The 24,458-nt window shown below is 32.1% G+C and carries 16 protein-coding genes, 1 tRNA gene and 3 pseudogenes; all 20 read right to left on the bottom strand.

The features are described from left to right. Positions 1 to 1,719 (bottom strand): annotated as a pseudogene (locus AJN56_RS00005) (ShlB/FhaC/HecB family hemolysin secretion/activation protein); the annotation flags it as partial. 58 nt (positions 1,720 to 1,777) lie between these two features. After that, positions 1,778 to 1,918 (bottom strand): annotated as a pseudogene (locus tag AJN56_RS08550) (hypothetical protein). 28 nt (positions 1,919 to 1,946) lie between these two features. Then, the gene (locus tag AJN56_RS00010; RefSeq protein WP_250539083.1) at positions 1,947 to 3,566 is read right to left on the bottom strand and encodes a filamentous hemagglutinin N-terminal domain-containing protein; all 1,620 of its coding nucleotides are present in this window, start codon (positions 3,564 to 3,566) and stop codon (positions 1,947 to 1,949) included. 96 nt (positions 3,567 to 3,662) lie between these two features. Then, positions 3,663 to 3,791: a hypothetical protein gene (locus AJN56_RS08805; protein WP_002853440.1), complete on the bottom strand. Its 129-nt coding sequence runs from the start codon at positions 3,789 to 3,791 to the stop codon at positions 3,663 to 3,665. 111 nt (positions 3,792 to 3,902) lie between these two features. Continuing rightward, positions 3,903 to 6,223 (bottom strand): annotated as a pseudogene (locus AJN56_RS00015) (hypothetical protein). Positions 6,224 to 6,664: 441 nt separating this feature from the next. Next, positions 6,665 to 7,669 carry a tRNA 2-selenouridine(34) synthase MnmH gene (mnmH, locus tag AJN56_RS00020; protein WP_002857238.1) on the bottom strand — a complete coding sequence of 335 codons (1,005 nt, stop codon included), beginning with the start codon at positions 7,667 to 7,669 and terminating at the stop codon, positions 6,665 to 6,667. Next, positions 7,659 to 8,144, bottom strand: coding sequence for an HIT family protein (locus AJN56_RS00025; RefSeq protein ID WP_002857290.1), 486 nt, complete (start codon positions 8,142 to 8,144; stop codon positions 7,659 to 7,661). The genes mnmH and AJN56_RS00025 overlap by 11 nt, the downstream gene beginning before the upstream one ends. 9 nt (positions 8,145 to 8,153) lie before the next feature. After that, positions 8,154 to 8,930: an indole-3-glycerol phosphate synthase TrpC gene (trpC, locus tag AJN56_RS00030; RefSeq protein WP_002868783.1), complete on the bottom strand. Its 777-nt coding sequence runs from the start codon at positions 8,928 to 8,930 to the stop codon at positions 8,154 to 8,156. Further along, positions 8,927 to 10,204 (bottom strand): tetratricopeptide repeat protein, encoded by a 1,278-nt coding sequence (locus tag AJN56_RS00035; RefSeq protein ID WP_002868784.1) that lies wholly within the window; start codon positions 10,202 to 10,204, stop codon positions 8,927 to 8,929. The genes trpC and AJN56_RS00035 overlap by 4 nt, the downstream gene beginning before the upstream one ends. Further along, the gene (locus AJN56_RS00040; RefSeq protein WP_002857358.1) at positions 10,177 to 10,551 is read right to left on the bottom strand and encodes a YkgJ family cysteine cluster protein; all 375 of its coding nucleotides are present in this window, start codon (positions 10,549 to 10,551) and stop codon (positions 10,177 to 10,179) included. Before AJN56_RS00040 ends, AJN56_RS00035 begins: the two co-directional genes overlap by 28 nt. Further along, positions 10,541 to 11,242: a tRNA1(Val) (adenine(37)-N6)-methyltransferase gene (locus AJN56_RS00045; protein WP_002857282.1), complete on the bottom strand. Its 702-nt coding sequence runs from the start codon at positions 11,240 to 11,242 to the stop codon at positions 10,541 to 10,543. Before AJN56_RS00045 ends, AJN56_RS00040 begins: the two co-directional genes overlap by 11 nt. A 5-nt stretch (positions 11,243 to 11,247) precedes the next feature. Further along, positions 11,248 to 11,397, bottom strand: a complete 150-nt coding sequence (locus tag AJN56_RS00050) for a hypothetical protein (RefSeq protein ID WP_002857548.1) — start codon at positions 11,395 to 11,397, stop codon at positions 11,248 to 11,250. Between the two features lie 17 nt (positions 11,398 to 11,414). Further along, positions 11,415 to 11,491, bottom strand: a tRNA-Arg gene (locus AJN56_RS00055). Between the two features lie 28 nt (positions 11,492 to 11,519). Beyond that, positions 11,520 to 13,595 (bottom strand): elongation factor G, encoded by a 2,076-nt coding sequence (gene fusA, locus AJN56_RS00060; protein WP_002868787.1) that lies wholly within the window; start codon positions 13,593 to 13,595, stop codon positions 11,520 to 11,522. Positions 13,596 to 13,607: 12 nt separating this feature from the next. After that, positions 13,608 to 14,078, bottom strand: coding sequence for a 30S ribosomal protein S7 (rpsG, locus tag AJN56_RS00065; protein ID WP_002779471.1), 471 nt, complete (start codon positions 14,076 to 14,078; stop codon positions 13,608 to 13,610). A 69-nt stretch (positions 14,079 to 14,147) separates the two neighbouring features. Continuing rightward, positions 14,148 to 14,534 (bottom strand): 30S ribosomal protein S12, encoded by a 387-nt coding sequence (gene rpsL / locus AJN56_RS00070; protein ID WP_002782934.1) that lies wholly within the window; start codon positions 14,532 to 14,534, stop codon positions 14,148 to 14,150. 119 nt (positions 14,535 to 14,653) lie between these two features. Next, positions 14,654 to 19,207, bottom strand: coding sequence for a DNA-directed RNA polymerase subunit beta' (rpoC, locus tag AJN56_RS00075; RefSeq protein ID WP_002857527.1), 4,554 nt, complete (start codon positions 19,205 to 19,207; stop codon positions 14,654 to 14,656). Beyond that, on the bottom strand, positions 19,200 to 23,336 hold the full coding sequence (gene rpoB / locus AJN56_RS00080) for a DNA-directed RNA polymerase subunit beta (protein ID WP_011812712.1): 4,137 nt from the start codon (positions 23,334 to 23,336) through the stop codon (positions 19,200 to 19,202). Before rpoB ends, rpoC begins: the two co-directional genes overlap by 8 nt. Positions 23,337 to 23,445: 109 nt before the next feature. Beyond that, positions 23,446 to 23,823: a 50S ribosomal protein L7/L12 gene (rplL, locus tag AJN56_RS00085; protein ID WP_002854820.1), complete on the bottom strand. Its 378-nt coding sequence runs from the start codon at positions 23,821 to 23,823 to the stop codon at positions 23,446 to 23,448. 20 nt (positions 23,824 to 23,843) lie between these two features. Beyond that, positions 23,844 to 24,323: a 50S ribosomal protein L10 gene (rplJ, locus tag AJN56_RS00090; RefSeq protein ID WP_002858610.1), complete on the bottom strand. Its 480-nt coding sequence runs from the start codon at positions 24,321 to 24,323 to the stop codon at positions 23,844 to 23,846. Positions 24,324 to 24,458: the final 135 nt, after the last annotated feature.

The raw sequence follows: 24,458 nt of genomic DNA on the forward strand, positions 1-24,458 counted from the left end.
CCAAAGCTCACATAAGCTTTAGAACTATAATCATCATCTAGTTTATACTTCTTTAAAGCTCTAGCTAAATCAAGCTTAACATAAAAATTCCCTGTTTTATTATAAAGCAGTTGTAAACCATAAGCATCCATATAGTTTGTATAAGAATCATTCTCATACCAAGAATAACCTATATCATAAAAAGGAGTGATATAAAAATCTTTTAAAGGAGTAGCCATTCTAAGTCCAAAGCTAGCCACTACAGCATTATCTCCTTCTCCATCTCCATTATTATAAGCCCTTACTCCATAAGGACCTCCTAAAGATATAGTTTCACTACTATCTAATGTAGCTCCATTGATAACTTGTTGATAATTTAAACTAAAAAGATGAGTAAAGGTATCATTAAAGAAATAAGCATTGTTAAGATTGACATTGAGTTTAGCAAATTTTCCAAATTCTACTCCACCTACTTTGCTTGTTCCTATACCTACTATAGTCATACCTTCATCTTTAACATTACCATAGCTTACATTAGCACTATAAGAAAAACTATCATTGCTAATGCCATTATAAACTCCTTCTATACCAAAGCTTATCGTATCAGAGCTTTTATCAAAGGTTAAAATATCAAATTTAGAATCACTAAGTTTTTTATGATAATAGCTTGAAGTTAAATAAAAAGAATTATAAGTCGTAATCCACAAAGGATATTTTAAATCTATACCTAGATTTTCAGAAGTTCCTATAAAGTCAAATTCTCTCCAAATTCCCCCTAAAGCATAGTTTCCTTTAGAATAACTTGGAGTGATTTTTAAATTCCCTAAGAAAAGTAGTATAGCTTATACCATAGTTAGTTTGTGCTTCATCGCTTCTTTGCAAATAAGCATTAAGACTATCTCCTTGATGAGCTATGTTATTAAAACTCATACTAGCACCACCCCTATATCTACCTGATTCTTTTATACCGTAATTATCTCCATAAAACAATACAGAAACAAAGCTATCACTAGGGGTAGTTTCTATCACTACATCTGTTTCACCTGGATTATCTCCTGCTTTTAAAGAAGCAAGGGTTTGTATGCCATACATTTCATTGACTTTATAAACTGCATCTTCTACTAATTTAGTAGTGATGATTTCACCTTTGTGATTAGGTAATTTACTTTCTATAGCATAATCTCTTACACTAGAATTGTTTTGAACCACATATTTACCTAAAACACCTAAGGTGATATTGATTTGAATTTGATCTTTTAGTTCTTGTTGTGGGATATAAGCTGTAGCAGCAGGATAACCACTAACTTGAACATAATAAGAAATGATATTGGCTATATCTTGTAAGTCTTGAACTGAAATACTTTCTTTTTTGTAATCGTTTAAGGCTTCTTGTAAAACTTGCTCATCTAAACCTAGATCTTTAAAGTTTATGTTTTTATTGGTAATATGAAAGCTAAAGCTAACTTTATGAATTGATTCTTCTTTAGAAGTATTTTTTAAAGAAGGAGTGTTTGAATTTGGGGTTTTAGTTTTTAAAGTATTATCATTAGACAAGTTAGGTTGATTTTTTTGAGTGTTGTTATTATCTTTTTGAATGTTTTTCTTTGTGTTAGTGGTTTTTGAATTATTATCATCACTAGTATTAGAATGATCTATGATAATCACTCCATCTTTTACTTTTAAAGTGTTATTGTAGTTTTTTAAGTTAGCATCTTCTTTATAAGGAGATTGTTCTAACATTTGTATGGTTTTTTTATTATCTTTAGTATCACTAGCATAAAGGCTTAAGATAGCTAAACTAGATAGTAAGATAATGCGTTTCATTTAAATTTTCCTTAGTGTTTGTTTGATTTTTAATCTTTAAATTTTGTTTGTTTTATTAATTTTTAACAAGATCCAAAAGGCTTTTAACCTTTTGGATTTTAATCATCTTGAGCAAGGATTTCCTGCTTTAAAATTATCCGATACTATACAAGCATTACCACTTTCTTGAGTGCTGCTTCATCTATACTTGCTTGTTTATCATCTTTATTGATATTTGGATCTTCATCTGTAGTTTGCATAAGCAAAGCTGTAGCAATGTCAGGCTCTTGTTGTCCTATGGTATCATTTGGGTTATTATTAGAACCGTTGTTGTTACCATTGTTAATATCACCTGAATCGGTTCCATCGTTTCCGTTGTTGGAACCACTATTGTTATCATTAGGCTTGTTAACAGTTTTATAATCTGCAAGATATTCTCCATTAACTGTGAGTTTATAACCATCTATGCTTACACTTGCTAAAGTTTCATTAGAACTTTTTAAGCTAGAATTATTACTTGCTGTAGTGCTTTCAAGGTTAGCTTCAGCATTTTTTAAATCATTATATGCTTTATCTAAAACAGTTTTTAAAGCAGTTATAGTTTCACTAGCATTACTACCCGTTACTCCACTTAAAGCAGCATTGTATTTTTTCACTGCTTCATTGTAAGCATCTACAGCTTGATCGTAAGCTTTTTGAATATTTTTTTGTTGTTCGGTTATTTTAGGAATTTGAGAAAGAATTTCCTTTGTTTTAATAATGGCTTGATTAGCTTTTCCTAGATTACCATAAGAATTTCCCAATACTTCCTTTAAAGCGTTTGCAAATGTTGCATTATTGCTATCTTGAGTTTGTCCATATAAAGCAGTAATAAAATCCATACTTTGATTAATGCTTGCTAAATCATCAGCTGTTAATAGTTTTCCATCTTTATAAAATTTGCTTAAATCTTCAATGTTAACACTAGAATTAAATTTTAAGTCATTAAATATAGAATTCATAACATTAGCGTCGATATCTGTTGAAGTTATTTTATCATTGGTTTCATAAACAACTTGGTTATTAGCAACAAACTGTTCGACTGGAGAACCTTTTTGAATACCATAATTCATACTTCCACTTGCAATAGAATAATTAGATTTCAATATAAAATATAATAAATTTGCCCTAAATGAAATTGGGTTATCAGATATAAATAAACCTACATTTTTATTCTCATCATGATGAGCCACTTCATTTCCTATCAAAGTGACATCGCTTTTACCTTCTATAACTCCTAGATTAATAACATTGCCATTTAATTTTGCAATTACAGGAGACAAACTTAATCCTAAACCAAATATTGCATCTGTGTCACTTACACCATTTGCAAATCTTTGCATATCTTCATTGCTAACTGATGAAGTGGACAAATACACTCTATTTGCATTAATACTTCCACCTTTACCCACTACTATACCATTAGGATTGATTAAAAAGATATTATTGCTTCCACCTTCTAGCTTTCCATCTATATGAGAGCTTTTAGAACCATAGACAATATTTAAGTAGTTATAGCCACTACCTTTAAAATTTACAGTTTCACCACTTGCTATATTAAAACCACCACCCCATTGGATAACAGAGTTTGTTTTACTTCCTGAGATATTCATAGTGCCATTGCTTGAACTTATACTTCCACTTGTTCCATGAGTGAACTTACCCCCACTTGGTAAAGCATAGCTTTGTGTAAAAAGTAAAGAACCTACAACTAAAGACAAAGAAAGTTTATTTAACTTTTTCATGACTTGCTCCTTTTTGTAAGATTAAGATTTAAGAATCTTTTGTTTATATTTATAAAAATACAAGCAAAAGATTCCTATCTTTAAGATAGGAATGATTTATTTTATCTTTGCGTAAATGCTTTTACCATCTTGGGATATTCTTACTTCATAAGAAAGTTTTTGTAAATTCATCTTTTTTAATCTATCTATAGAACTTAGTTTAAAATCTTCTTTGTTTTTTTGCATTTTTTCAATAAAGCTTTGAAGTTCTTCTTGATTTAAAGTATTAGAATTTTCATCTATAAAACCTTGCTCACTTTATAAGATTAAGATTTCTTTATTTTTAAGGTAGGGGTATTACTCTTTGAGGGTATAAAGAGCCAATACTTTCTCGCTAGAAATATTAATAGGAGCATCGTATGTGACTTCAAAAGGGGAGTTGTGTTGATTTTATTGGATACAATAAGATAATAATGCTCAAAGTTATTAATAATTCTAGCTTCAACTTTAGTATTTAAATCAGTCTATTGTTTTTACTTAAACTGATATCTGAAGGAGTTATAGCATTAGAAGCACTATAATTATCTTCATAATGTACTAAGGCTCCTGCTAATATATCTATGAAAGTGTTTTTAAATATATTAAATTCCCACCTATATAAGGTATTATTATAAGATTTAGCTTCACTTAAACCTGTAATGGCTGAAGGAGCTATAAAAATAGAATTGTTATTTTTATACTCATCAAGATTAAGATTGTTTATGATTAAGGTATTATCATGGCCATTGTTTGAAAGTCCAGCTATAATACTTAAAATCCCTTCTCTTTTATCTGAAGCTACACCCAATAAAGTATCATTGATAATGATTTTATTATAAGCAGCTTCATTATAAGCCATAATCAAATAAGCATTATCAGCTGCATTAGAAGAATAGTTTTTTATATCTATGGTATTATGATTGGCTTTATCCAAAGCTCTTATGATGATTTTAGAACCTTTATCTATATTACTTGCATCAGTAATGCTTTGAACATTGTTGTAATTTATAGTATTATAAGAAGCTTCTTTGGCTTCTGTTAATACAGTTAGATTTCTAAAAGAAGCAAAATCTTTAATCGATACTTTATTGTTATTAGCACTACTAGGATAAAAGTCTTGATTATTAAGAATATTTTTCTTAGCTGTATAAATGTATACAGGTAAGGTTGACATAGAATTATTAATATAAACTTTATTATAATCCGCACTGCCTTCTAAGGTTCTAGCAGCTACAATATTTAAAGCATCTTTATAGCTTTGAGAAAGATCGGTTGTGGTAAGATCGTTTTTAATGTTAATGGTATTATGATTAGCTCCTTTAGTTGCAAAGCCACCATAAAAAGAATGTTGGTTATAACCTAAGAAGTTATTAGCGATTTCTAAAGGATGTTTTAATTCTATGTTTAAGGTATTATAATTTGCTTCTCCATTATTAGAAGCTCCTGCATAGAAGTTAAACAAAGCTTGAGTAAAAATGTTCTCATTGTTTTTATCTTTTTTTAGGTTTTTAATATCTTTTAATATTGATAGTATTATCTAAGGCTTGTCCTTGTTCGGTTTTTCCACCCCAAAAATCAGCAAATAAAACAGAATTATAAGCTAGGGGTTGTTTATCATGGTTCATATATATATCAAGATTAAAACCATCTATGTCTAAAAGGTTTTTACTGGCTTGAAAGTTTTTATCTGTTCCACTATCTATATAACCTGCACTAATATGAGCAGCAGCTAAACTAGCATAAGCTTTGCTTGGACCATGGATAATCATATTAGCATCTTTGATAAAGATTTTATTGTTTTTTACATTGCCTTGATAAGCTAAACCACCTACAAGGTGAGTGATTCTTTCGTCAAAGGTATTATTACCATTTTTATCTTTTTTAGGTAAGGAAGTAAAAAACTCTACACTGCTACCTGCTTCTATATTTAAACTATTATTTGTAGAATCTCCATAAGTGGCTATAGCTCCAATTAAATAAGGAGCACCATTTAAGGCTAAATCATAAGTGTTCTCAACTCCCATACTAATATGAGCATCTTTTTGAAGTATGGTTTGGTTATAGCTTGCATTACCATAATGAGTAAAGGTAGAACTCATTAAGAAATTCATGCGTTGATTGCTTTTAGAATTACTAGGGTTTTTTATATGAGTATCTTTAGGTTTAAGATAAAAAACCGAACTAAGTTCTCCTTGTTCTAATATAAGTTTATTATAACTTGCATCAGCATGATCGGTTTTTACTGTGATTAAAAAAGGAAGCACTCTAACTGTTTTTATACTATGATCGGCTGTATTAACACCATGCCTTGCTTTAAAAGAAAGAACTTCATCTTCTCTCATATCAGGAGTAAGTAAATAATGTTTAAAATTTAAATCGTTTATATTTATAATATTTGGTTTAGGATTGTTATAAATTAAAGTAATATTGTTAATATCTTGTTTAGAACTCTTAGCATAATAATTTATACCTTGGAGTTTTTTATAAGTAGAATTGCTTTTATCATAAAGTTCGCTATCATTAAAATAATGCTCTGGGATATTGAAATTTCGATTGTCTGTAGTATTTGCTTGAGTGGCTGCAAAAGCGTTGATGCTTAAGAAGGTAACAATAGAAAGTCTAAAACAAAATTTCTCTATACCCCCCCCCGTGAAGTTAAAAAGCTTAATAGCTGGCATAGATGTCCTTGGAAAATAAAATTAAAATAACAATGTTTTGTAACATCGCAAAAAACGAGTGCAATTCTAATTAAATTTAGCTTAATTATAAATTAAATTAAAATTTATTATTTTATTCTCATTGAAATATAATATCCATATTTTAAACAAAAAAATAAATACATGATTGGCTTTTAAATACTATAAAAACTATATTTAAAAGCCCTAAATAAAATGATTTATGTAATAAATATTACTTTTATATAAAAATTTAGGGTAAATGAAAAAACAATATCCAAAAGCCTAATTTACAATACTTTGAGAAATTAAAAAATAACAATTTCAAAAATAAAAAAGAAATTTGTGATTTTTTTTATTTTTTTAAAGAAAATAGTATAATTTTTTTGCAAAGTGATAAAAAAATTAAATTAAAATGTAGTTTTTTAGCTTAAAATATCTTAAAATTTCTTCTTTAGCTTTTAAAATATCATCAGTATTTAACTCAAGATCAATCTTATCTGGTTTTTTATAAGTTTTATCATAATACTCCAAAAGCATAACAATAAGCTTTTGCCATTCTTTTCTCTCATAACTTTGAAGCAAATCTTGGCGTAAATTTAAGCTGATATAAGGGCTAATTTTTTGCACACATTGTTGAAATTTTAAAGGAGTCATTTTCTCTTGATAAATTTTTTGTATTCTTTTAACGCGATTTTCCAAAGAACAAAAACAATAAATTTTAAAAGCCTTTTGCATTTTTTCATAAAATTTCAAAGGTAAGATGATATCCCCTATTTTGCGACTTTCGCTTTCTATGAAAGCAAAATTTTCTAAATTTTGCATATTGTGAAAAAGTTCTGCTTCAAAAGCTTTTTGCGTAGGTTGTTTTCCTAAAATATCACCAAAAGACGAGCCTAAATGATTTGCTATTTTTTCCAAATTTATAGCTTGTGGGAGTTGTTCTAAAAGCTCTGTTTTTCCACAGCCTGTATTGCCGCAAAGAGTAAAAAAATCAAAATTTATTTCATTTTCAAAATAATGCGTTACAAAAGTTCTATAAGCTTTAAAGCCACCTTTTAAACGCACCACTCTAAAGCCAAGCTCACTTAAAATCACTGCGATAGACTTTGAACGCAAACCCCCACGAGAACAATAAATCCCCACCTTTTCTCCTATGCGAAAATTTTGGGTGATTTTTAATATATGCTTAGCGGTATTTTGACAAATATAACTCGCACCCCTAGCCTTGGCTAAAGCTTGATTTTTCTTATAAATTGTTCCTATTTCTTGATATTCTTCATCATTGAGTGCATAAAAATTTAAAGCTCCTATCAAATGAGAATGCAAAAATTCTCTAGGGCTTCTTGCATCGATTAAAAGAGAGAAATTTTCTTTTTGAAACTCTGCAAATTCAACTTCACTGAGCATTTTTAAAAGCCAAAACAAGTTTTTGATAAACTTGCTCGATATTAGTACCACAAACCCTAGTTTCTCCTATGGTTGTGATAAAATTTGTATCTCCTGCCCAGCGTGGCACTAGATGATAATGACAATGAAAAGCTATGCCAGCTCCTGCATCTTTGCTTAAATTCATACCGATATTGACCCCATTTGCATGAATTTGCTCTTTTAAAATTTTCACTCCCAAACGCACAAAATGGCTCATTTCTTGCCAAATTTCATCGCTTAAATTTTCTATATGCTCTTCATGTACATAAGGAATCACCATAAAATGCCCCGCAGAATAAGGATAGCGGTTCATCACTCCAAAACAATGTTTTGCTCTAAAAATTACGCCTAAATCTTCATCGCTTTTAATCTTATTAGCACAATCACAAAATGGACAAACGCTTTTTTCTTTTTCAAAATACTCACTCCGCCATGGTGCATACAAATACTGCATTTTCCCTCCTTAAAGCAAAGCTTTTAAAGCCTTTCCTTCATCTTCTTCACGCATAAAATATTCGCCGATTAAAAAAGCATCAACGCCTAAATTTTGTAAATGCTCTAAAAATTCTTTATTTTCTAAACCACTTTCTGCGATGATGATTTTTGAATTTGGGATTTGTGGGATAAGTTTTTCGCACAAACTCATATCCATAGTAAAATCCTCTAAATTACGATGATTGATACCGATAATATCCGCTCCAGCAAAAATAGCCTTACTCAAATCCTCTTTATCATGAATTTCAACCAAAGCCTCAAGACCTAAATGTCTTGCAAACTCAAGCAGTTTTTTAAGCTCTTTCATGCTTAGCATTTTAGCGATTAACAATACAAAATCTGCCCCATAAACCAAAGCTTCTAAAATTTGATACTCATCAAAGATAAAATCTTTTCTAAGTAAAGGAATTTGCGTATAACGGCGTATAAGACTTAAGTATTCTAAAGAACCTTTAAAAAAATGTGGCTCAGTCAAAACAGAAATCGCCGTAGCTTTGTTCTTCTCATAATTTAAAGCGATACTCAAAGGATCAAAGTCTTCTCTAATAACCCCTTTGCTAGGACTTGCTTTTTTTACTTCTGCTATGATTTTAACTTCTTTTTCTACTCTTTTTAAAGCTTTAATCACATCTTTTGGAAAGAAAGGATTTGAAGCTAAAGAACGCCCTAACATATCATAAGGAAGTTTTAGTTTGCGTTCTTTTAAATCTTCTTTTGTTTTTTCAAAAATTTTATCCAATATCATGGTTTTACACACGCCTTTATCGCTTTTATATGAGCTTTACTCTCATCAGAATTTGCAAATTCTTTATCATCTAATGTTTGTTTTAAAATTTCCCATGCTTGCCTACAATCGCCTAGTTTATAATACCCCCAAGCTAAAGAATCTAAATAATACAAATTCTGCGGATCTTTTTCTAAGGCAAGTTTCACAAGCTCTATACCTTTTTTAACATCTAAATCATAATCTATAAGCAAATATCCATAGTAGTTTAAATACAAAGCATTGCTATCTTTATCGATAGCTTGTTCGAATTTTTCTTTTACAGAATCAATTACTTTCGGAGTGATTTTTTTAGCTTCATTTGCAGCTTCAAATTCAAAAACTGCCGCTCGTAGAAGATATTCTTTATTTTTTGTTTTATGATAAAGAGCTAAACTCATTTTTTTAGCATCATCAAAGCGTTTTAAATTCTGATACAAAGCGAATTTAATATCATCATCTAAATCATACTGCAAAGAAATTTTTAAAGCTTCTTCTGTTTTGCCTTGAGAATTTAAAAGCTCAACCAAAGCCAATGCAAAACTTTTATTTTTGGTAAGTTGATAAAGCTCTTTATATATACTTTTTAAAGCTTCGATATTTTTTTCATCAAAATAAATTTTAGCAAGCAAGACGCAAGTTTTGAGAGTGCAACCATTGGTTTTTCTTGAAAATTCTAAAACATTTTTAATATTTAAAGTATCATTCAAAATCGCATAAATTCCTATGAGTTTAAATAAAATTTCTTCATTTTGCACTTGATTATAAGCAGATCTATAGTATTTTGTAGCATTTTTTAAATCATTTTTTTTAACCAAAATATCTCCGTAAAGCTCTAAATTTCTAGGATCACTATCCTTTTTTACCAAAAGTTCTTTCATAAGTTTTTGAGCATTGTTGATATCATTTGAATTTAAAGCATAAAGAGCACTAAGTCGCTTAAGATTGTCATTTTGATTTAAATAAGGCTTTGCTAGATTATTTAACTCTGCTTGCCTGTCAAGATTGTTTGCTAAAGTAAGTAAAAATGCATTTTCTAAAAAATTAGTATTATTATAATCTTGATAAAGACTTAAAAATTCATCTCTGGCTTCTTTGTATTGTTTATAATACTCATAATTATAAGCCTTCATAACCCTTAAATCAAAATCATTGCTTTTATATTTTGTATAATCAGGATAAACAACATTGATTTTTGAACTTCCACAAGCTACCAAAAAAAAGGCTGCTAAGACAAATAACAAATACCTATACATTCTTTTTCTAATTCCTTTTGATGTGTTTTAAAATATTCCCAAAATGGAAAAGTTCTGCATTGTTTTGGACGAAAATCGTAGATACTGCAATTTCTTTTTTGAGTATCAAAAAAAATGCAAGCAAAGCCATCTTCAAATTCGACTTCCTTAAAACTCATTTTAAAGCCCACTTTTCTCAAGTATTTTTCAGCAAATTCTTTGCTTTCTAATTTTAAATGCTTTCTTAATGCTTCTAATTCTTCCTTGCTTGCAAAAATATTGCCACTTTCTCCAGTGCAACACTTTCCACCGCATTTCTCACAAGCATTTTCATCAAAAGCATAAGAAAAATTTTTATCAAATATCATAACTTTTTAACCTAAATCTTAAGTGAATTTCTTGCATTTGTTTGCTTAAAATTTCATTTTCATATACAAAAAAAGGAGGTAAAATCTCACAAGGCGATTTTGAACCTTTTTTTACCTGTATCAAAACAAGTCTTGCTTTTTTGTTTTGATGTGTATGTACAAAGCAAAGCTTTGTTATTTTCATTTTCATATCTTTTAAAATAAAACAAATTTCATCTAAAGCTAAAGCTTCATAGCAAAAATACAAAGTACCATTTGGCTTAAGCATAGAATTTGCTTTAGTTAAAAAGCTATGCAAGGGTAAAAATTCCTGAAATTTACTTATAGCTTTATGCTGATCTTCACTCTTGTAAGCTCCTTGTCTATAAAATGGAGGATTGCAAACTATGAAGTCAAATTTTTTTATGCTTTGAAATTGATTGAAATCATCATAAAAAATATCGCCTTGTATTTGGTTGGATTTTAAATTTTTTTCAATCAATTTTATATTTTCTTTTTGAATATCAATCAAAGATAAACTTAAATTTGCAATATTTTTTTTAAGCAAAATACCTATGATACCACAGCCTGCACCTACATCAAAAACAGCGCCTTTAATTCCTTGTTTTAAAATAAAATCAGCTAAAATTAAAGAATCACTATTGTAACGATACCCTTGTGATAATTGTGCTAGCGTAATCAAATCTGACATATATTTTAATGCGTTGGAATTTTAATGCGTTTTGGAGGTTGTTCTTTAAATATATTTTGTTCTTTTGTTATATTATTATCTTCTTTAAAATTTACTGGGCTTTGTGCTGTCAAAAAAGAAATTACAAAAGTTATAAAAAAAGCAATTTTTATCATAATAACACCTCATAGAATGGTGTCCACGGCGAGATTCGAACTCACGGCCTCAAAATTAGGAATTTTGCGCTCTATCCTGCTGAGCTACGAGGACAGAAAGCGGGAAAAATCCCGCTAAAAATTTAACCGTTTCTTTTTTTGATGATTTCATCCGCAACGTTTTTAGGAACTTCATCATAATGATCAAATTCCATAGAATAAGTCGCACGACCTTGAGTTTGACTTCTAAGATCAGTTGAATATCCAAACATTTCAGCCAAAGGACAAAATGCTGTGATGATTTTATTTCCACCACGCTCATCCATGCTATTTACTTGACCACGGCGTTTGTTAAGATCTCCAATAACATCACCCATGTAATCTTCAGGAGTTTCTACTTCAACTTTCATCATAGGCTCTAAGATCACAGCACCTGCTTTTCTAGCACCTTCTTTAAAGCCCATAGAAGCAGCAAGTTTAAATGCCATCTCAGATGAATCCACCTCGTGATAACTTCCATCATAAACAGTTACTTTAACATCTTCCACAGGATAACCTGCTAAAACACCATTTTGTAATGCTTCTTGAACACCTTTATCAACTGCAGGAATGTATTCTTTTGGAATTACCCCACCTTTAATATCATTAACAAATTCATATCCACTACCTGGCTCAAGCGGTTCAAGGCGTAAGAATACATGTCCATACTGACCACGACCACCTGATTGTTTAGCGTATTTGTATTCTTGTTCAACAGTTTTTCTAATAGTTTCGCGATAAGCAACTTGTGGTTGACCTACTTCAGCTTCAACTTTAAATTCACGAAGCATTCTATCAACGATAATTTCAAGGTGTAACTCACCCATACCTGAAATGATAGTTTGACCACTTTCTTCATCTGTAGAAACTCTAAAACTTGGATCTTCTTGTGCTAATTTATTTAAAGCAATAGACATTTTTTCTTGATCAGCTTTAGTTTTTGGCTCAACTGCAACAGAAATAACTGGATCTGGAAAATCCATTCTTTCAAGGATTACCTTATCTTTTTCACTTGCAAGAGTATCCCCTGTTAAAGTATCTTTAAGTCCTACAACAGCACCAATTTCGCCTGCGTAAAGCACTTTAATCTCTTCTCTTTTGTTAGAGTGCATTTTTAACAAACGACCAATTCTTTCTTTTTTATCTTTAGTTGAGTTATATGCATAAGAACCGCTTTCTAAACAACCGCGATAAACACGCACGAAAGTAAGTTGTCCTACAAATGGATCTGTCATGATTTTAAATGCAAGTCCTGCAAACTCGCCATCATCAGTTGATTTTACAGAAACTTCTGTGCCATCTTCATATTCACCCTTGATATTTGGCACTTCATCAGGAGCTGGCAAATAAGCCACAACAGCATCAAGTAAAGGTTGAACCCCTTTATTTTTAAACGCTGTACCGCAAAGCATAGGAACGATAGAAAGACTTAAACATCCTGCTTTAATCCCTGTTTTAATCTCTTCAAGGCTTAATTCTTCTCCGCCTAAATATTTTTCCATCAACTCATCTGAAGTTTCAGAAACTGCTTCTATCATTTTTGTGCGATATTCTTCTGCCTTTTCTTTAAGTTCAGCTGGAATTTCTTTTTCTACATAATCCGTTGGCTTAGTATCATCTTCCCAAACTAAAGCTTTCATAGTTACAAGATCGATTACGCCTTTAAAATTATCCTCAGCACCAATTGGAATTTGAAGTGGAACTGGATTAGCTTTTAAACGGTTGCGAATTTGATCTTCTACATTATAAAAATTTGCACCGATTCTATCCATTTTATTTACAAATACTATTCTTGGAACACCGTATTTATTTGCTTGTCTCCAAACTGTTTCACTTTGAGGCTGCACCCCACCCACTGAACAAAATACCGCAACAGCACCATCAAGAACACGCATAGATCTTTCAACTTCAATTGTAAAATCCACGTGGCCTGGAGTGTCAATAAGATTGATTTGATGATCTTTCCAAAAACAAGTTGTAGCCGCAGAAGTGATAGTAATCCCACGCTCTTTCTCTTGTTCCATCCAGTCCATAGTTGCAGCACCATCATGAACTTCACCGATTTTATGACTCATACCAGTAAAGAAAAGAATTCTTTCAGATGTAGTCGTTTTACCCGCATCGATGTGAGCAGCAATACCGATATTTCTAACTTTTTTTAAAGGAGTACTTCTTGACATACACACTCCTTCTTACCAACGATAGTGAGCAAATGCTTTATTTGCTTCAGCCATTTTATAAGTATCTTCTTTCTTCTTAAATGAAGCACCTTTGCTATTTGCTGCATCTAAAAGCTCAGCTGCAAGTTTATCAATCATAGTTCTTTCGCTTCTTTTTCTTGCAAAAGAAATAATCCAACGAATCGCCAAAGCTTGTTGTCTAGCAGGGCGAACTTCTACTGGAACTTGATAGGTTGCACCACCTACACGACGAGATTTCACTTCTAATAAAGGCTTAATATTTTCAATCGCATCATTAAAAATATCAATACCTTTTTTCTCGCCACCTTTTTTATCAATAGCCTCCAAAGCACCATACATAATTGTTGTAGCTGTGCTTTTTTTACCATCATACATTAAAGAATTAATAAATTTTGTGATTACTTTATTACCATAAATCGGATCAGGCAAGACTTCTCTTACCGGAGCTTTTCTTCTTCTCATTATTTTTCCTTCAAATTTTAAATTTTACTCAAACAAAATCAAATCTAACGGATTTGTCTGTATGAATGATTATTTTGCAGCGCCTGCTTTAGGGCGTTTAGCACCATATTTAGAACGAGAAACTGTTCTTTTTGCAACACCTGCTGTATCAAGAGCACCACGAACGATGTGATATTTAACCCCTGGTAAGTCTTTTACCCTACCACCACGCACTAAAACAATGCTGTGTTCTTGCAAGTTATGACCTTCACCGCCGATATAGCTGATCACTTCAAAGCCACTAGTAAGTCTTACTTTGGCAACTTTTCTTAACGCTGAGTTTGGTTTTTTAGGTGTTGTAGTATAAACCCTAGTGCAAACTCCCCTTCTTTGTGGACAATTTTTAAGCGCTGGAGATTTAGATTTTTCTAAAACTTTTTTGCGCTCTTTTCTAACCAATTGATTTATGGTAGGCACAATAATTCCTTTCTTTAAAAATGTAATAAACTTTGGATGATATCTAAATTTTGCTTATATTTTAGTTAAAAAGATTGAAAATGAAGAAATATAGCCCAGAAGGGCTATAAAATAGAGTTTTATTCTTGTTCTTTAAGTTTTAAATTTTGTTCGCCATAAAGCCCTGTTCCAACAGGAATCATTCTACCTAGAATAACATTTTCTTTTAAATCTTCTAAGTAGTCAAATTTACCCGCTATACTTGCTTCGGTTAGAACTTTAGTAGTTTCTTGGAATGAAGCCGCAGAAATCACACTATCACTTCCAATCGCTGCTCTTGTTACACCTAAAAGCACAGGCTCAGCAATAGCAGGTTCTCCACCCATTCTAATGATTCTTTCGTTTTCTTCACGGAATTTACGTCTTGAAACCAAATCACCCTCGATAAATTTCGTATGTCCACTATCTACAACTTTTACTTGTCTTAGCATTTGAGAAACGATAACTTCTATATGTTTATCAGAAATCACAACACCTTGTCCGCGATAAACTTGTTGAATTTCAGAAATCAAATAATAATGCAAGGCTTTTTCACCTAAAATTTTAAGCACATCATGACTTGAAACAACTCCATCTGTAAGTTTTTCACCTGCATGGATAAACTCGCCATCTCTTACTTGAATGTGTTTTGATTTATCGATTAAATACTCAGCGCTTGTTCCATCTTCTGCTTGGATAATAATTCTTTCTTTAGAACGCAAAGGTTTATCAAAACGAACAACACCATCAATTTCTGCAATCACAGCCGCATTTTTTGGTTTTCTTGCTTCAAAAAGTTCAGAAACTCTTGGAAGACCTCCTGTAATATCTTTTGATTTAGCTGCAGCTTTTGGAGTTTTTGCTAAAATATCTGCTTGAGCGATTTTATCACCATCATGAACAAAAATAACGGTTTTTGGTTCAAGCTGATAACGCACAGCCTTATCACCTTTTCCTGCGATTACCAAAGTTGGTCTAACTCCGCTTGGCAAATACTCATTAATCACTAAAGAACGCTTGCCTGTAGCTTCATCAATTTGCTCATCGGCACTATAACCTGCTTCAATATCCTCAAAGCTTACAACACCATCAATTTCTGCAATGATAGTATTATTATAAGCATCCCATTCTGCAATCACTTTTCTTTCTTTTTTAGGAGCACTTGCAATGATAGTATTTGCATCATCGATTTTTTCACTATCGTTAAATTCTATCTTAGATTCTCTTGGAATATAGTGTCTTTTTGCTTCTCTATCATTTTCATCAGCAATCACTACAAAGAATCCTTTTTCTTTAACAATATCGCCTTTTTTAACATTTTTTACTCTATCTAAACCATCGCCTTTAAGGATATAAAATTTAAGCGTTCCTTTTTCGCCTGCTTTGATATTTTGAACTACAGGCTCACCATCTTCTACTAAAATTTCACTTGCAAAAGGGATACGATTTAGTACATTCCAACCCTCTTTAATCACTTCTACGATACTTTCATTTTCTTCTACTTGCATACCGCTTTGATATGGCAAATAAAGTTTTCCATCTATACTGCCACTTACACCTGCTAATTCATTTGGTTTAGCAAGATCGTATTTTCTTAGTATGTATTTTACTTCTTGTTTTTTATCTTTAATAGAAACAATCACATCTTCATGAATATTTTCTATATTAATCACACCTTTAAATGGAGTTTTGATTTTTGGCTCCACAAGTAAAATCGCCGCATTTCTACGATTTGCTACGATATTTTTACCTTCTTTGTTTTTATAAGTTTTAAGATTATAAAATCTGATAAAACCTTCTTTTTGTGCACTTACTTGTCTATCTTGTAAATCCGTACTTGCAGTTCCCCCACTGTGGAAAGTTCTTAGAGTTAGCTGCGTTCCTGGTTCACCGATAGATTGAGCGGAAACAATTCCTACTGCTTCGCCTGGTTTTACCAATTTACCTTCACCAAGATTGATGCCATAACATTTTGCACAAATTCCTTTTTTAGCTTTGCAGGTAATAGGAGTGCGGATATTGACACTTTTTATACCGCTTTCTCCAAGAATTTTTGCTTTTTCCTCATCCATTAAAGTACCTTCTGCAAAAAGCACAGAATTTGTAATAGGATCAATCACATCTTCAGCTAAAACCCTGCCTAAAATTCTTTCTTCTAAAGTTTCTATAATAGAGCTATCTGCGGTAATTTCATTGATTTCAACACCCTCATGCGTTCCACAATCTTCAATGGTAATTTTTACATTTTGTGCAACATCGATAAGTTTTCTTGTCAAATAACCGGCATTTGCTGTTTTAAGAGCGGTATCTGCAAGACCTTTTCTAGCACCGTGAGTTGAAATAAAGTATTCAAGAACATTTAGCCCTTCACGGAAATTCGAAATAATAGGAGTTTCGATAATAGAACCATCAGGTTTAGTCATAAGTCCTCTCATCGCAGCAAGCTGAGAAATTTGAGCCGCACTACCCCTAGCACCAGAATCTGCCATCATATAAATAGAGTTAAAACCTTCTTTATCTTTTTCTACAAGCTTCATCATCTCTTTTGAAAGGACATTATTTGTACTTTTCCAAATATCAATGATTTTATTGTATCTTTCCCCTGAAGTAATCAAACCAAGATTATAAGAATTTTGAATTTCTCTTACTTGTTTTTTTGCTTCATCGATAGCTTTTTGCTTATCATTAGGAACAATAATATCTGCAATCGAAATTGAAATACCTGCTTTAGTTGCATACTCAAAACCTAAATTTTTAAGTCTATCCAAGAAACTTGCTGTAATCTCTAAACCACCTTGTTTATAAACATAATCCACAAGCGCGGCAATGTCTTTTTTCTTTAAGACTTTATTCCAACTATTTTCAGGCACAAAATCAGGTAAAATGGATTTAATAATCAATCTTCCTGCTGTAGTGGTAATCTTTCTACCATCTACCATGGTTTGTATACTCGCATGAATATCCAAACACTTGCTTTCAAGTGCCATCATTACTTCATCAATGCCTGTACAAATTTTATGCGAACCTTTAGCACCTGCTTTTTCCAATGAAAGATAATAAATTCCTAAAACCATATCTTGCGATGGAACGGTTACAGACTTACCACTTGCTGGCAAAAGAATATTCATTGATGAAAGCATAAGCACTTTACATTCTGCAATAGCCTCTTGAGAAAGTGGCACATGCACCGCCATTTGATCCCCATCAAAGTCTGCGTTAAACGCTGCACAAACTAAAGGATGAAGTTGTATAGCCTTACCTTCCACTAAAACAGGATGAAAAGCTTGAATAGAAAGTTTATGTAAAGTAGGCGCACGGTTTAGCATAACAGGATGCCCTTTTACTACCTCTTCTAAACATTCCCAAACTTCATTGGTTTTGTTTTCTATCATTTTTTTAGCTTGTTTTACTGTGGTTGCATAACCTTTTTCTTCAAGCTTAGCTAAAAGATGTGGCTTAAAGAGCTCTAAAGCCATTTTTTTAGGTAAACCACATTGATCCATTCTAAGTTTTGGACCCACAACAATAACACTACGACCTGAAAAATCCACCCTTTTACCAAGTAAGTTTTGTCTAAAACGCCCTTGCTTCCCTTTGATAATTTCACTTAAAGATTTTAATGGGCGTTTATTTGCTCCTTTTACAGCATTAGCACGACGACCGTTGTCAAAAAGTGCATCAACAGCCTCTTGAAGCATTCTTTTTTCATTTCTTATAATGATTTCAGGTGCATCAAGTTCCATAAGTTTTTTAAGACGTGTATTTCTATTGATAACACGACGATATAAGTCATTCACATCAGAAACTGCAAATTTTCCACCATCTAAAGCCACTAAAGGACGTAAATCTGGCGGTAAAACTGGAAGATTTGTAATCATCATCCATTCAGGACGATTTGGTACGGCTTCATCGCTATCAGTATTGGCGTTTAAATTTGAATTTAAGAAATTTTCTACTACTTTTAAGCGTTTAATGATGGTTTTTTTCTTAGCCTCTGAATTTGTAGCCGCCATTTCTTCTTTAAGCTGATTTAAAAGTGCCACAAGATCTAAATTTGCAAGTAAATCACGAACAACTTCTCCACCCATTCTTGCTTTAAAGCCACTATTTTCATAGCGTTGCATTAAATTTTGATATTGCTCTTCGTTTAAAACATCACAATATTCTACTTTTTTGGTGCTTTCATTATCATAGAAAGCATCGCCTGGATTTTCAACGATATAAGCTTCATAATAAAGCACACGCTCAAGATCTTTCATCTTAACACCCAAAAGCGTTCCTATACGACTTGGAAGAGAATTAACATACCAAATATGAGCCACAGGAGTTACAAGCTCGATATGTCCCATTCTAGAACGACGCACTTTTGAATTGGCTACTTCAACGCCACATTTTTCGCACTTAACACCTTTAAAACGCATTTTTTTATACTTACCACAAAGACATTCATAATCTCTTATAGGTCCAAAAATCTTTGCGCAAAAAAGCCCATCTCTTTCAGGCTTTAAGGTTCTATAATTGATAGTTTCTGGTTTTTTTACTTCTCCATAAGACCATGATTTGATTTTTTCAGGACTTGCAAGTCTTAGTTGAAACGCTTCGAAATCCCTAGGTCTTGCATCTTCTTTGATTTCTATTACTTTAAATTTACTCATTATCTTCATCCTTATCAAAAATCTCAACATCTAAAGCAAGAGATTTAAGCTCATTGGTTAATACAAAAAATGTTTCAGGAATTCCTGTTGCTGGAACATTTTCACCTTTTGTCAATGCTTTATAAGCACTAAATCTACCTTCTACATCGTCTGATTTGATAGTTAACATTTCTCTTAAAGTATGAGCCGCTCCATAAGCTTCAAGTGCCCAAACTTCCATCTCCCCAAATCTTTGTCCCCCAAAGAGTGCTTTACCACCCACAGGTTGTTGGGTAACTAAGCTGTAAGGTCCTGTACTTCTTGCGTGAACTTTCTCATCAACCAAGTGGTGGAGTTTTAGCATATACATACATCCTACATGAACACGCTCTGCGATTTTCTCACCCGTGCGTCCATCATAAAGTTCTGTTTTGCCGTCCATATCTATCTTGGCCATTTCAAAAAGCTTGCTAAATTCTTCTATATTTACACCTTCAAAAACAGGAGTAGCAAATTTAACTCCTTTACTCCAGTCTCTAGCATAGTTTAAAAGCTCTTCATCGCTTAAGCTTTTAATAAATTCTTTTTCGCTTGCAAGTCTTGGAATAGAACAAATTTCAAGCATTTTTGCTCTTAATTCTTTAAGAAAATCTTTTTGCCTTCTGTCAAAAATTTCTTGAATCTGATCTCCAAGTCTAAGTCCAATTAAACCCAAATGGCTTTCTAAAATTTGGCCTATATTCATACGACTTGGAACGCCAAGTGGATTAAGTGCAATATCCACACTTTTACCATTTGGTAAATAAGGCATATCCACTTCAGGAACTATAGTTGAAACTATACCTTTGTTTCCGTGACGTCCTGCCATTTTATCACCGACTTTAAGCTTTCTCTTTGTAGCAATATAAACTTTAACAAGCTTAATTACCCCACTTGGTAAAATATCATCTTTTTCTAAAATTTCAAGCTTTTCATCGTGTTCTGCTTTTAATTTTTTCTTCTCATTTTGGAAATGATTTTTTAAATCATCGTATTCTTTTTGAATCTCTTTAGAATAAGCTTTAATCAAAGTTGTTAAAGTAAAACGATTGATTTTTTCAAGTTCGCTAATATCTGCGGTTTGTCCTTTTTTATAATTTTTATCTCCAATTTTTTGATCACTATTTAAAGGGGCTTTGGAAAGAAGAGCACAAACACGAAGCATTTCTTCTCTATCCATCATCAAAAGTCTATCATGATGTTCTTTTTCTAAAGCCATTTTTTCTTTATCATAAGATTTTATTGCGCGATCATCTTTTTCATAGCCTTTTTTAGTGAAAATTTTAACATCCACAACAACACCCTCTAAAGAAGCGGTTGCATAAAGGGATTTATTCACAACATGTCCTGCTTTTTCCCCAAAAATAGCTCTTAAAAGTCTTTCTTCAGGAGTTGGTTTAACCTCACCTTTTGGAGAAACCTTACCCACCAAAATCATACCTGGTTTGATATGGGTGCCAATTTTTGCAATACCGCTCTCATCAAGATGTGCAACATCTTCTTCTTTTACATTTGGGATATCTTTGGTAATTTCTTCTATGCCGTCTTTTAGTTCTCTTGCTTCAATTTCTTTTTCATAAATGTGCACGCTTGTAAAGGTATCTTCACGAATAATTCTCTCACTTACAACTATAGCATCCTCATAGTTATAACCATTCCAAGGCATAAAAGCGATTAAAGCATTTTTACCTATAGCAAGTTCGCCTTGATCCATAGAAGGACCATCTGCGATAATTTGTCCTGCTTTTACTATATCACCTTTTTTAACAATAGGATGTTGAATATAATTTGTATTTTGATTGGTTCTTAAATTTTTCTCCATAGTATAATGGTCAATAAATGGACCTTTATCATCTTCACCTAAAATGAAAATGCTTTTATTATCCACTTTCTCAACCACACCGCCACGCTTTGCTTTAACAGCTTCCCAAGCATCACGCGCAATAATTTGTTCCATACCTGTTCCTACTATCGGAGCTGAAGCAGTAAGAAGTGGCACAGCTTGACGTTGCATGTTTGAACCCATTAGTGCTCTGTTTGCATCATCGTGCTCTAAAAACGGAATCAAAGAAGCCGCAACCCCAACAACCATACCTGAGCAAAGATCGATTAATTGCACTTCTTCGCGTCTTGCAAGTATAGTTTCACCATCTTGTCTAGCCTCAACAAATTCTTCTACTATATTGCCTTTAGCATCAACCTTAGTTGAAGCTGGTGCGATAAATAAGCCTTCTTCTTGTGTTGCTGTAAGATAAACAACTTCATTAGTCACTTTACCATTTACAACTTTTCTATATGGTGCTTCAACAAAGCCAAGTTCATTTACTTTTGCATAAGTAGAAAGAGTGTTAATCAAACCAATATTTTGACCTTCAGGTGTTTCAACTGGACAAATTCTACCATAATGTGTCGCGTGAACATCACGCACTTCAAAACCTGCTCTTTCTTTTACAAGCCCACCTTCACCAAGCGCTGACAAACGACGCTTATGAGTAACCTCACTTAAAGGGTTGGTTTGATCCATAAATTGCGAAAGCTGACCTCCTGTAAAAAATTCAATGATAGTTGTAGTAATCATTTTAGGATTGATTAAATCATAAGGCATTACTTTATCAAGATCCGCATTTAAAGAAGTAAATTTATCTCTGATCGCCTTTTGCATTTTTGCAAGACCTAAATGAAGTTCATTGGCTAAAAGTTCACCTATAGAACGGATACGACGATTTCCTAAATGATCTCTATCATCAATATGTCCTTTACCATTTTTTACTTTAATTAAATATTTTGCAGTTTTAATAATATCTTCATTAGTCAAAACAGTAACATACTCAGGCACTTCAAGACCTAACTTATGGTTCATTTTCATACGACCTACCTTGGTAAGATCGTATCTTTCAGGATTGAAGAATAAATCATTTACAAAAGCCTTCGCTGCATCTTTTACCACAGGTTCACCTGGGCGCATAACTTTGTAAATTCTAATCGCAGCTAAATCATTTTCATCATCGATATTTTCACTTTGTTTAAGAAGTTTTAGAGTTTCTCCATCTTGAGCAAAGGAGTTAATAATCGCTGCATCAACGCCATTAGCCAAGTCATTTGCTATATCAAAACTTTTTTGCTCTTTAATCTTAGCAAGCTTACTTTCATCTAACAAAGTTAAAGAATCAAATAAAACCTCTCCACTTTCTTTATCAATAATAGGATTTGCTAAATAACGATTAAGTAAAATTTCTACAGGATATTCTATCCATTTTAAACCGTCTTTAATAAGCTGTTCTGCTTTTTTCTTTGTAAGTCTTTTTCCAGCTTGATGAACGATTTTTCCTTTTTCATCTTTAATATCATATTCTATTCTATCCATAAAATCATTTGGATTAAATTCTGTTAAAAATTTATCTTTTTTCACATGTATAGTCTGAATAGGATAAAACAACTTAATAATATCTTGTTTTTTATACCCTAAAGCTCTAAAAAGCATAGTTACAGGAACTTTTCTACGCTTGTTGATTCTTACATACAAAACATCTTTGGCATCGTATTCAAAATAAAGCCACGAACCACGATCAGGAATAATTTGTGCTGTATAAACAAGCTTATTTGCAACCGTTGAGCTTTCTTCTTCTTTAAAAATAACACCAGGGCTTCTATGTAATTGATTTACAACCACCCTCTCAACCCCATTAATGATAAAAGATACACGATCTGTCATTAAAGGAATTTCGCGGATATAAATTTCTTGTTCTTTAATATCTTTTACGCCAACTTTTTCCCCTGTTTTTTCATCTTTTTCATGCAGAGTAAGACGGATTTTCATTTTTAAATTTACAGAATAAGTCAAACCTCTTTCCATGCATTCGCGAATGGTATATTTTGGCTTGCCTATTTCACTACTAACATATTCAAGACTCAATCTATTTTGCGGATCATGAATAGGAAAAATTGATTTAAAAACTTTTTCTATACCACTTTCACCATTATCAAGATTTAAAAAATAATCAAAACTCTTTTTTTGTAATTGTAGAAGATTTGGGATTTCTATTTGTTTTGAAATGTTTGAGAAGTCTACTCTTAAACGATTTCCTAATTTATTATCTAACATATCGCACATACCTCATGGTAAATTTTGTAAATTTAAAAAAGAAGACCTAAAAATTAGGTAAAAATAAAAAAAGAAGACTTGCCTTGGCAAATCTTCTTCTAAACTTTAAAGCTTAAAATTACTTAAGTTCTACTTTAGCACCAGCTTCTTCAAGTTGTTTTTTAGCTTCCTCAGCTTCAGCTTTAGCCACACCCTCTTTTAGAGTTGAAGGAGTTTGCTCAACTGCATCTTTTGCTTCTTTAAGACCAAGGCCTGTAAGAGCACGAACGATTTTAATAACTTCAATCTTTTTAGCACCGCCATCAGTTAAAACGATATCAAATTCAGTTTTTTCTTCAGCAGCAGCTGCAGCACCACCAGCTGCAGCACCACCAGCTACCATTACAGGAGCAGCAGACACACCAAATTTTTCTTCAAATTCTTTTACAAGTTCTGATAACTCAAGAACACTTAAATTTGAAATATATTCTAATACATCTTCTTTAGAAATTGCCATTTTTTATCCTTTTATTTAATTTATTCAGATTCTTTTTTATTTTTAAGCGCATTTAAACCTATTGTGAAATTGGTAATTGGCGCATTCCAAACTTGCAAAAGCATAGCAAGCAACTCATTGCGTGAAGGCATTTTAGCAAGAGCTTTAACCTTAGCAACATCTGCAACTTCGCCTTCAATATGAGCTGTTTTGATTTCAAATTTATCATTATTTTCTTCAAATTTAGCAGCTACTTTTGAAACACTTAGCTGATCTTCGCCCCAAAGATAAATATTTGTATCTTTAAGAACTAGACCTGTTTTACCGGAATTGTTAAGAGCAATGTTAGCCAAAGTATTTTTAACAATTTGAACTTTTACATTGTTTTCTCTTGCATTATTTCTAAGCTCTTCTAGTTTTTTTGTGCTAAGACCTCTGTAATTACAAACTACAATAGCTTCACTAGCTTTAAAACCTTCTTCAAGTTTAGCAATAATCTCAACTTTTTCGCTTCTAGTCACATTTTCTCCTTTCCGATTGAGATTTCAAGTAGAGTGGAAATCCAATTAAGCTTACGCCTCGACTATCTTCAATCTAAAATAAACATCTCAAAAAATCAAAAATTTTTTCAAATGTTTATTTTAAAACAAAAGAGT

The sequence above is a fragment of the Campylobacter sp. BCW_4319 genome, from assembly GCF_001764435.1.
In the GTDB taxonomy this organism is placed as follows: Bacteria; Campylobacterota; Campylobacteria; order Campylobacterales; family Campylobacteraceae; genus Campylobacter_D; species Campylobacter_D jejuni.